The following is a 10,018-nucleotide window of genomic DNA, read 5'->3' as shown; positions in this document are numbered from 1 at the left end:
GTCGGCGCCGGGCAGTGAGTGCTCCTCCAGCAGCACCGGCGCCGTGGTGAGCCGGGCCGCCAGCAGCCGCTCGTCGGTGGTGTGGTGCAGGTACTCGCGGCGTGCGAAGAACGCCTCGACCTCGGGGCCGGTGAGAGCCTCGTCGGCGCCGGTGATCTCCTCGAGCACGTGGTCGGGCGGGCGGCGCTCACCGGCCCGCGGCGCCCGCAGCGTGATCATGCCCATGCCGATCCCGGCGATGCCCTGGTCGCCGAACCAGTCCAGCCACTGACCGCCGCGGCGCGCCGCGTCCTCGGGCAACTCCCCCGCATCCGAGGTCCACAGCGAGACGTAACTGACCGGGTCGGCGAATTCCCGCTGCACCACCCAGGCGTGCAGGCCGGTGCCGGCCAGCCACCCGCGCACCCGGTCGCGCCACGCCCCGTCCCCGCCGCCGTCACGCACGATCCAGTTGGCCATGATCTGCGCGGTGCCGCCCGGCTCGAGATGGTCACCGGCCTGTTCGACGAGCGTGCGGCACAACGCGTCGCCGGCCATCCCGGAGTCGCGGTACTGGTAGTCCAGCGCCCCGGCGCCCACCACGAACGGCGGATTCGACACGATCAGGTCGAAGCGCTCACCGGCCACCGGTTCGAACATGCTGCCCTGCCGCAGATCCCACGACATGCCGTTGAGGCGCGCGGTCGCCGCGGCCAGCGCGAGCGCCCGCGCGTTCGTGTCGGTGGCGACGACGGCGTCACAGTGCGCGTCGAGGTGCAGTGCCTGGATGCCGCAGCCGGTGCCGAGATCGAGAGCCCGCCCGACGGGTGTGCGGATCACCGCGTGGGCCAGCGAGACCGACGCGCCGCCGATGCCGAGGACGTGATCGCGGCGCACCGGTCCCGGGCGTACCGCCGCATCCAGATCCGAGACCACCAGGAAGTCGCGGGCGCCGTCACCGTGCGGCCGGATGTCCAGTGCGGCGCGCAGGGCTCCGTGCGGCGTGGACTCGAGCACGCCGGCGGCGACCATCCCATCGACGCCGGCGGTGGGCAGCGCGAGCGCGACGCGGTCGGGGGGTTCGTCGGCGCCGAGCAGGAACAGCCGCACCAGCACGGCGAGTGGTTGCCGGTCCGGCGCGGCCCGGTCGGTGGCGCGCAGCGCCGACCACCACAGTCCCCTGCTGAACGCGGCGCCCGCATCGGCGCCGAGCAGGTCGGTCACCCCGTCGGTGGTGTACTCCGCCGCCCGCATGTCGGCCGCGAGGGCGTCGACGACAGCGGTGTCGCGCAGCGGGGCGGAGGGCCCCGTCAAAGCAGCGTCGCCTGCTCGGGTTCGGGCTTGGCGGGTTCGATCAGCTCCGGGCCGTTGTTTCGGACGCTGTTCACCAGCCGGGACACCTCCCGGATCTCGATGCGGTCGAGGTCGCCGTGGCCGCGCAGCAGCCCCTCGTCGACCGGGGCGTCGGGGTCGAGCCAGCGGTCCCAGTCGGCGCGGCTGATCGTCAGCGGCATCCGGTCGTGGATCTCGGCCAGCGGGCCCGCCGCGTCGGTGGTGATGATCGTGCAGCTGAGAAGGGGCGGTGCGTCCTTGGGCGCCTCCTTCGGCCGCCAGGTGGACCACAGTCCCGCCATGTACAGCAGCTCCCCGTCGCCGCCGTACATGTAGAACGGCGTCTTCGCGCCCTTCTCGCCCCGCCACTCGTACCAGCCGTCCATCGGCACCAGGCAACGCTTGTTCTTCGCCGAGTTGCGGAACGCCGGCGAACTGGTCACCTTCTCCGACCGCGCGTTGATCAGCAGCGGGCCCTTGTTGTCGGGGGCGCCGTCCTCGGTGGTCTTCACCCATGGCGGGATCAGGCCCCACCGCATCAGGCGCACGCGCCGTGTCGACTCGTCCTCGGGTTCGGTGTGCCGCTTGACGACGGTGCTGATGGTGGTGGTCGGCGCGACGTTGAAGTTCGGGCCACCCGTGTCCTTGGCCGCCGACGTGGCCTCGTCGATCGCCTCGATCTTCTGGGCCAGCAGCGCGGGATCGGTGGTCACGGCGAATCGTCCACACATGCCTTCGATACTGGCAGAAGACGCCGACAGCAGGGCCGGCAGAACGGGATCCGCGCCGCGATGGTCCGGGTGAGCCTTTGGCCGCCGGTCACCGACAGGGCAGGATGGTGAGTCGTGAGCAACTGGCCGGCACCGTCGACGCCCAGCCCGGTCCATGCGACGGTCACCGTTCCGGGCTCGAAGTCCCTGACCAACCGCGCACTGCTGCTGGCCGCGCTGGCCACCCCGCAGGGTTCGTCGACGATCAGCGGCGCGCTGCGCAGCCGCGACACCGACCTGATGATCGGCGCGCTGCAGACCCTCGGCGTCACGGTGGAGCCGGTCGGCGGTGACCTCACCGAGCTGGTCGTCGGCGGGGCGATCGCGCCCGCCGCCGGAGCGCGGGTGGACTGCGGCCTGGCCGGCACCGTGCTGCGTTTCGTGCCTCCACTCGCGGCGCTGGGCACGCAGACGGTCACGTTCGACGGCGACGAACAGGCTCGCGCCCGGCCGATCGCCCCGCTGCTCGACGGGCTGCGCGCCCTCGGTGTCGGGGTCGACGGCGACGGCCTGCCGTTCCAGGTGTCGGGCGGTGGTTCGGTGGCCGGCGGCACGGTGGAGATCGACGCGTCGGCGTCGTCGCAGTTCGTCTCGGGGCTGCTGCTGTCGGGCGCGGCGTTCACCGACGGCCTGACCGTCGTGCACACCGGTGAGTCGGTGCCGTCGGCGCCGCACATCGGGATGACGGTGGCGATGCTGCGTGACGCCGGGGTGGAGGTCGACGACACCCAGCGGTTGCGCTGGCAGGTGCGGCCGGGCCCGGTCGCCGCACGGCGGTGGGTCATCGAGCCGGACCTGTCGAACGCGGTGCCGTTCCTGTCGGCCGCGGTGGTCAGCGGCGGCGCCGTGCGCGTGACGGGGTGGCCGCAGTTCAGCATCCAGCCGGCAGGCGTCATCCTGGCGATCCTGCAGAAGCTCGGGGCGACGGTCCGCCACGGCGATGCCTATCTGGAGGTGCAGGGCGGCAGCCAGTTCGGCGGGTTCGAGGTGGACCTGCACGAGGTCGGCGAACTGACCCCCACGATGGCCGCGCTGGCGGCGCTGGCCACGCCCGGCTCGGAGTCGCGTCTTCGCGGCGTCGCCCACCTGCGCGGCCACGAGACCGACCGGTTGGCGGCGTTGTCGAACGAGATCAACGGCCTCGGCGGGCGGTGCGAGGAGACCGATGACGGCCTGGTGATCACGGCCGTGCCGCTGCACGGCGGCACCTGGCACTCCTATGCCGACCACCGGATGGCGATGGCGGGCGCCATCGTCGGCCTGCGCACACCGGGCGTGGAGGTGGAGGACATCGCCACCACCGCCAAGACGCTGCCGGAGTTCCCGCAGCTGTGGGCGGACATGCTGGCCGGCCAGACCATCGGGCCCGAGGCAGGTAGTTGAGCCCTCGCGAGTACGACGAGTCCGACGTCCGGATCAGACCGGGTCGGGGCTCGCGACCGCGGACGAAGACCCGCCCGGACCACGCCGATGCGCGCAACGCGATGGTGGTGACCGTCGACCGCGGCCGTTGGGGCTGCGCGCTCGACGGCGATCCGGACCGCACCGTGACCGCGATGCGGGCACGCGAACTGGGCCGGACCCCGATCGTCGTCGGCGACGACGTGGACGTGGTGGGCGACCTCAGCGGGCGGCCCGACAGCCTGGCCCGCATCGTCCGCCGCAGCGAACGCCGAACGGTGTTGCGGCGCACCGCCGATGACACCGACCCGACCGAGCGGGTGGTGGTCGCCAACGCCGACCAGCTGCTCGTGGTGGTGGCGCTGGCCGATCCGCCGCCGCGCACCGGCTTCGTCGAGCGGTCACTGATCGCCGCGTACGCAGGCGGCCTGCGCCCGATCCTCTGCCTGACCAAGTCCGACCTCGCCCCGCCGGAGCCGTTCGCCGCCCAGTTCGCCGGGCTGGACCTGACCGTCGTGACCGCCGGTCGTGACGATCCGCTCGACGTCGTCGCCCCCCTGCTGACCGGCGCGGTCACCGTGCTGCTCGGCCACTCCGGGGTCGGCAAGTCGACGCTGGTGAATCGACTGGTGCCGGACGCGCACCGGGCGATCGGCGTGGTGTCCGGCGTCGGGAAGGGCAGACACACCTCGACCCAGTCGATCGCGTTGCCGCTGGCCGAATCCGGCTGGGTGGTCGACACCCCCGGGGTGCGCTCGTTCGGCCTGGCGCACATTGCGCCCGAAGACGTGCTGCTGGCGTTCGCCGACTTGGCCGAGGCCATCGCCGACTGCCCCCGTGGGTGCCGCCACATGGGGCCGCCCGCCGACCCCGGGTGCGCACTGGACGCCCTGACCGGCCCGGCCGCCGACCGGGTGAGCGCGGCGCGCCGTCTGCTCGCCGCCCTCAAGGACGCCTGACCCAGTTCGAAACCGGGGGATTCACAGCGTGCTGACAGCCCGGTGACGGATGCCCGGCGGTGTGTGCGCGGTTGCCTCAGTGGGCACCCCGTCAGCAGACCTTGACCCGATCCTGAGGAGATCCTCCTGTGAGCACTGTTCCCACCATCTCGCTGAACAACGGCACGCACATCCCGCAGCTGGGCTTCGGGGTGTACCAGATCGAACCGGACGAGACCGCGGGCGCGGTCCGCACCGCGCTGGAGATCGGCTACCGGCACATCGACACCGCGGAGATGTACCAGAACGAGCGGGGCGTCGGGCAGGGCGTCCGCGATTCCGGCATCGACCGCAGCGAGGTGTACATCACCAGCAAGCTGAACAACGGCTTCCACCGGCCCGACGATGCGCGCCGCGCCTTCGACGGCACGCTGGAGGCGCTGGGCTTCGACTACGTCGACCTGTTCCTCATCCACTGGCCGTTGCCGACCCTCTACGACGGTGACTACGTGTCGACCTGGCAGACGCTCGAGGAGTTCAAGAAGGACGGCCGCGCGCGCAGCATCGGGGTGTCGAACTTCCAGATCGACCATCTCGAACGGCTCGCGCGCGAGACCGACACGACTCCGGTCGTCAACCAGATCGAGGTGCATCCGTACTTCACCAACGACGCGGTGCGGGCGTACGGCAAGGAGCACCACATCGCGACCGAGGCATGGTCACCGATCGCGCAGGGCAAGGTGCTCGACGACCCGGTGGTCACACGGATCGCCGAGGCGACGGGCAGGACGCCGGCCCAGGTGGTGCTGCGCTGGCACATCCAGCGCGGCGACATCGTGTTCCCGAAATCGGTGACGCCCGAACGCATCGAGCAGAACTTCGCGCTGTTCGACTTCGAACTGGGCGACGCCGACGTCGATGCGCTCAGCGCGCTCGACAACGGCGAGGACGGGCGGCTGGGCCCGAACCCGAGCGAATTCGACTACGTGCCGGACTGACCGGTCACAGATCGCCGACCACGCCGGCGAACCGCAGCAGGTCGACGATGCCGAACTCGCCGGCCGGCGGCAGCGTCGGTGTCCACTCCGGGTCCTGCCGCAGATAGGACAGTGGATCACCCTGGAGCAGGCCGAGGAACACTTCGGCCACGATCCGGCCGCCGACCGGTCCGAGCCGTTTGCCGTCCTCACGGACGTCGGCCTCGCGCAGCACGTAGAACCACAGCGGGGTCCGCTCGTGCAGGTTGAAGTCGGTGAGGTCTTTGAGGTCGGCGGGCGGGAGCGGGTCGATCTGCATGGCCCGTGCCACCCGTTGGCCCGACGGCACACCGAAGGTCAGGTGCCGCAACAGGTTCCGCTGTGCCAGTGACTGCGGCTCGGCGCTGGGGATGCCGGGCAGGTCGAACAGCACCGACGACAGCGTGGTGTCGATGCGCTTGTTCCCCCGGACGCGCCCGTCACCGAAGTCGAAGAACGTCTGCCAGTCGATGAAGCGGCGTGCCGCCCGCTTGCCGCCGCGCAGGTCGGCGGGGTCGCCGGACTCGGCCTGGGTGTCGTCGAAGATGAGCGCGAAGAACTCCTGTCCGTCCGCGGGTCCGAAGTTGGCGCGGTAGCTCGGGCGCACCTGTGAGTGCCCGAACCGGTATGCGGCAACTGAGAATTCGACCGGGATGTACGGTGCGTTGCGCCATTGGTAGAACCTGCGGCCGTTCGTCAACACGTCCTCGACCACGGCGGCTCCCACGGTCTTGGGCAGGAACTCGTGAACGATGATCCACTGGTAATGCCACCGCACCAGGCGCTGCGCCTCGGCAAAGATCTCATGCGGGCTGGTGAGCCCCAGTTCGGCCTTGACCCACTCGACGACGGCGTTGTGGAACTTCAGCATCGCGACGTGCAGCTGCGAGACGATCAGGTTCTCGTCGTTGCGAGGGTCGCCGATCAGCGCGGTGTTCTGACTGTTCCGCGGCAGGTCGTACCGCGGGCTTCCGTCCCGCGTCTGATTCTCCGACCCGGGGATCTGCTCGACGAGGAACGTCGTCAGGCCACCGTCGACCGTGCGGTCGTACAGGTGCGGTGCGGCGCCCGGGCCCGGGCCGTAGAGGTTGTCGAGTTCGAGGACGGGCGTGCGGAAGTTCGCGATGGCCTCCGGATCCTGCTGCCGCTCGAGGCTCGACGTGGTGTCGAACGTCATGTCGTGGTCCAGGAACTGCCCGAGGAACGTCATCCCGGCAGTCAGGTCCGGGTTGTCCCGGTTGTGCACGCTCAGTTGCGGATCGGTGATCAGCGCGACCGGATCGGCGAGCTGGTCCTTGGCGTCCATCAGCTCTCCGACCCTGCCGATGTCCCGTAGCGCCTCACGCACTGACGGGTTGTCGGCGGAGAACGGCGGCAGTGCGGGGAAGAGCCGGCCGAACTTGCCGTGGTCGTAATGCGTCGAATGCGGTGGGTTCTCCCCCTGGTTGAACGTCCGCCCATGCATCATCGCTCGTGGTGAATGCGTGCAGCCCGACATCGTCGTCCCCTGTCCCCCGTCGGCGATCCGCCCGATCTGCGAATACAGGAGCGGCCGCCGCCCTGCCGCGATGATGACACGCGAAGGACATCGCCCAGAAGGGCTGCGGGGACACGAGATCGACTGAGGTAGTCGGCTACTCAGCCACACCACCCACGACGAAACTGCGGGGAGGTCGACGATTCACTCGGAATCGCGATCTCCCCGCAGTCTCGTTGACGTGAGGTAGGTCAGGCGGCCTGTCGGGCCTCGGCCTCGACGGCCTTCGCCGCGCGCCTGTCGCGCCGCCACGACCGCACGGTCGCGATGGCGGTCTTCAGCCCGCGACGACGCCCGGTCTCGGGATCCGTTCCGGCGAAACCGGATTCGAGCTCGGTGAACATCCGCTCGCTGCGGGTCTCTGGAGCGTTGTCGGCGGTGTCGCGCAGGTACTTGTCCGGCAGCGACAGCTTGGCGATGGTGCGCCACGTCTTGCCGTACTGCACCAGGAACGAGCCCGTGGTGTAGGGCAGGTCGTACTTGTCGCAGATCTCCTTCACGCGGATCGAGATCTCGTGCAACCGGTTGCTCGGCAGGTCCGGGTACAGGTGGTGCTCGATCTGGTGGCAGAGGTTGCCGCTCATGAAACGCAGCACCGGGCCGTTCTCGAAGTTGGCACTGCCCAGCATCTGGCGCAGGTACCACTGACCCTTGCTCTCGCCGACCATGTCGGTCTTGGTGAACTTCTCTGCGCCGTCGGGGAAGTGGCCGCAGAAGATCACGGCATTCGACCAGACGTTGCGGATCACGTTCGCCACCGCGTTCGCCGTCAGCGTCGACCGGTAGGTCGCGCCGGGCGACAGCGAGGTCAGCGCCGGGTAGGCGACGTAGTCCTTGGCCAGCTGGGCGCCCGCCTTGACGGCGAACTCCCGCGCCCGGATCTTGCTCTCGTCCCGGTCGTCGCGGCCCTTGTAGATCTTGCCGAGCTCGACGTGCTGCAGACCGACGCCCCACTCGAAACCGAGCGCGAGGATGGTGTTGTACAGCAGGTTGCCGAGGTTGAACGGCTTCCACTTCGCATCCCGGGTGACGCGCAGCAGGCCGTAGCCCACGTCGTCGTCCATGCCGAGGATGTTGGTGTACTTGTGATGCATGAAGTTGTGGGTGAACCGCCAGTGCTTGGAGGCCCCGCCCATGTCCCACTCCCACGTCGACGAGTGGATCTCCGGATCGTTCATCCAGTCCCACTGGCCGTGCATGACGTTGTGGCCGATCTCCATGTTCTCGATGATCTTGGCCACGCCCAGGGCGGCGGTGCCGGCCCACCAGGCGGAACGCTTCGAACTCGCGGCCAGCGTCAGGCGGGCGGCCACTTCGAGGGCGCGCTGCGCGGCGATGGTGCGCCGGATGTAGCGCGAGTCGCGCTCACCCCGGGAGTCTTCGATGTCCTGTCGGATCGTGTCGAGCTCGAGAGCCAGATTGTCTATGTCGGCTTCGGTCAGGTGCGCGAATGCCGGTACGTCCGTGATTGCCATCGTGTGCCTCCTTTCGTGGTACCTACGCTAGCGTAACCTACGACCCCGTAGGTTACCAGCCAGTAACGACTAAACGTCCAGTGTGCAGTCGCCGGATGCCGCGGAGATGCAGGTCTGCACCCGGGTACCCGGCTCGTGCTCGACGCCGGTGCGCAGGTCGCGGACATATCCGTCGACCAGGCCGACGACGCAGGACTGACAGATGCCCATCCGGCAGCCGAACGGCATCTGGATCCCGGCCTTCTCCCCCGCGTCCATCAGTGACGTCGCGGCGTCCACCCGGACGGTCTTCCCGCTGCGGGCGAAGGCCACCGAGCCGCCGTCACCGTGCACCGCGGTGCGCACCGCCGCGAACCGCTCCAGGTGCAGCCGGTCGTCGACGCCCGCGGCCGACCACATCTTCTCGGCGTCGCTGAGCATGCCCTCCGGTCCGCAGGCCCATGTCTGGCGGTCACGCCAGTCGGGCACCTCGTCGGACAGCCGGCCCAGGTCCAGCCGGCCCTGCGTGCGGGTGGCGCGCAACGTCAGCCGGTACCCCGGATGGGTGCGCTGCAGCTCGGCCAGTTCCGCGCCGAACAACACGTCGGCCTCGGTGGGTGCGGAGTGCAGGTGGACGACGTCGGTGATCTGATCGCGGCGGGCCAGCGTCCGCAGCATCGACATCACCGGGGTGACGCCGGAGCCGCCGGTGATGAACAACACCGACGCCGGCGCCGGGTCGGGCATCACGAAGTTGCCCTGCGGCGCGGCCAGTCGCACGATCGTGCCCGGCGCGACCCCGCCGACGAGGTGTGTCGACAGGAACCCCTCGGGCATCGCCTTGACGGTGATGGTGATGATCTTCCCGGAGCGGCCCGCGATCGCCGGCTTGCCGGCCCCGGTGACCGGGCTCGACGTCAGCGAGTACGAGCGCCACCGCCAGCGACCGTCGACGAGCAGCCCGATGCCGATGTACTGCCCGGGCTGGTAGTCGAAGGAGAAGCCCCAACCGGGCTTGATGACCAGGGTGGCGGAGTCCTCGGTCTCCCGGCGGACCTCGAGCACCCGGCCGCGCAGCTCGCGGGCCGACCACAGCGGATTCGCCAATTGCAGATAATCGTCCGGCAGCAGCGGCGTGGTGATGCGTCCGACGAGCTTGCGCAACGCGTGGAGTCCGGGGTGCCGTTCGGCGCCGACGACCTCGGGGCGCACCGTGTCGGCGCCTTTGGCCGCGACCTTGATCGTGTTCTTGGCCATGAAACCTACGGTACCGTAACTTACGCTTCCGTATCCAGTGTGATCTTCAGCTCTGGACCACCTCAGAGCAGCTCGAGGAGGAACGGCAACTCCTGCGGCGCGTACCACGCGAGATCGTGATCCTGGGCGTCGCCGACCGTCAGTTCGGCGTCCTCGTCACCCAGGTCGGCCGCGTCCACCACGCCGACCGCCTGCCGCACCGCCGCCTCGGCGTCCGGGTTGTCGATGTAGGCGGCGATCACGTCGCTCAGCGCCACCGGGCCGGCGAGCCGCACCACCGCGTCGTCGAGGTCGGGGCGGGCGGTGGCGTCCTGGACGTCGGCGACCAGCACCG

At 69.9% G+C, this 10,018-nt stretch carries 9 protein-coding genes; 3 read left to right on the top strand and 6 right to left on the bottom strand.

The window, feature by feature from the left end:
- Both Q2100_RS26730 and Q2100_RS26725 read right to left on the bottom strand, forming a co-directional pair.
- On the bottom strand, nucleotides 1-1,233 hold a 1,233-nt coding region (locus Q2100_RS26730), incomplete at its 3' end, for a DUF7059 domain-containing protein (RefSeq protein WP_302916495.1).
- Nucleotides 1,234-1,289: 56 nt separating this feature from the next.
- Nucleotides 1,290-2,042, bottom strand: a complete 753-nt coding sequence (locus Q2100_RS26725) for an SOS response-associated peptidase (protein WP_302916494.1) — start codon at nucleotides 2,040-2,042, stop codon at nucleotides 1,290-1,292.
- Nucleotides 2,043-2,156: 114 nt separating this feature from the next.
- Between Q2100_RS26725 and aroA the strand changes: the two genes are divergently transcribed.
- From aroA to Q2100_RS26710, 3 genes are all read left to right on the top strand, one after another.
- The gene (aroA, locus tag Q2100_RS26720) at nucleotides 2,157-3,464 is read left to right on the top strand and encodes a 3-phosphoshikimate 1-carboxyvinyltransferase (protein ID WP_302916493.1); all 1,308 of its coding nucleotides are present in this window, start codon (nucleotides 2,157-2,159) and stop codon (nucleotides 3,462-3,464) included.
- Nucleotides 3,461-4,441, top strand: coding sequence for a ribosome small subunit-dependent GTPase A (gene rsgA, locus Q2100_RS26715; protein WP_264010902.1), 981 nt, complete (start codon nucleotides 3,461-3,463; stop codon nucleotides 4,439-4,441). Before aroA ends, rsgA begins: the two co-directional genes overlap by 4 nt.
- A gap of 128 nt (nucleotides 4,442-4,569) precedes the next feature.
- The gene (locus Q2100_RS26710; RefSeq protein WP_302916492.1) at nucleotides 4,570-5,418 is read left to right on the top strand and encodes an aldo/keto reductase; all 849 of its coding nucleotides are present in this window, start codon (nucleotides 4,570-4,572) and stop codon (nucleotides 5,416-5,418) included.
- A 4-nt stretch (nucleotides 5,419-5,422) separates the two neighbouring features.
- Here the strand turns inward: Q2100_RS26710 and Q2100_RS26705 are convergent, their stop codons facing one another.
- From Q2100_RS26705 to Q2100_RS26690, 4 genes are all read right to left on the bottom strand, one after another.
- Nucleotides 5,423-6,904, bottom strand: a complete 1,482-nt coding sequence (locus Q2100_RS26705; protein ID WP_302916491.1) for a peroxidase family protein — start codon at nucleotides 6,902-6,904, stop codon at nucleotides 5,423-5,425.
- 260 nt (nucleotides 6,905-7,164) lie between these two features.
- Nucleotides 7,165-8,448: a fatty acid desaturase family protein gene (locus tag Q2100_RS26700; RefSeq protein WP_302916490.1), complete on the bottom strand. Its 1,284-nt coding sequence runs from the start codon at nucleotides 8,446-8,448 to the stop codon at nucleotides 7,165-7,167.
- A 69-nt stretch (nucleotides 8,449-8,517) separates the two neighbouring features.
- Nucleotides 8,518-9,684: a ferredoxin reductase gene (locus tag Q2100_RS26695; protein WP_264010905.1), complete on the bottom strand. Its 1,167-nt coding sequence runs from the start codon at nucleotides 9,682-9,684 to the stop codon at nucleotides 8,518-8,520.
- 62 nt (nucleotides 9,685-9,746) lie between these two features.
- Nucleotides 9,747-10,018: DUF6912 family protein (locus Q2100_RS26690; protein WP_407667700.1), on the bottom strand; the 272-nt coding region annotated here is incomplete at its 5' end.

The organism is Mycolicibacterium arseniciresistens, assembly GCF_030519285.1.
Classification (GTDB): Bacteria; Actinomycetota; Actinomycetes; order Mycobacteriales; family Mycobacteriaceae; genus Mycobacterium; species Mycobacterium arseniciresistens.
The sequence above is the reverse complement of the archived record's forward strand: the minus strand, read 5'-3'. Positions and strand labels throughout refer to the sequence as shown.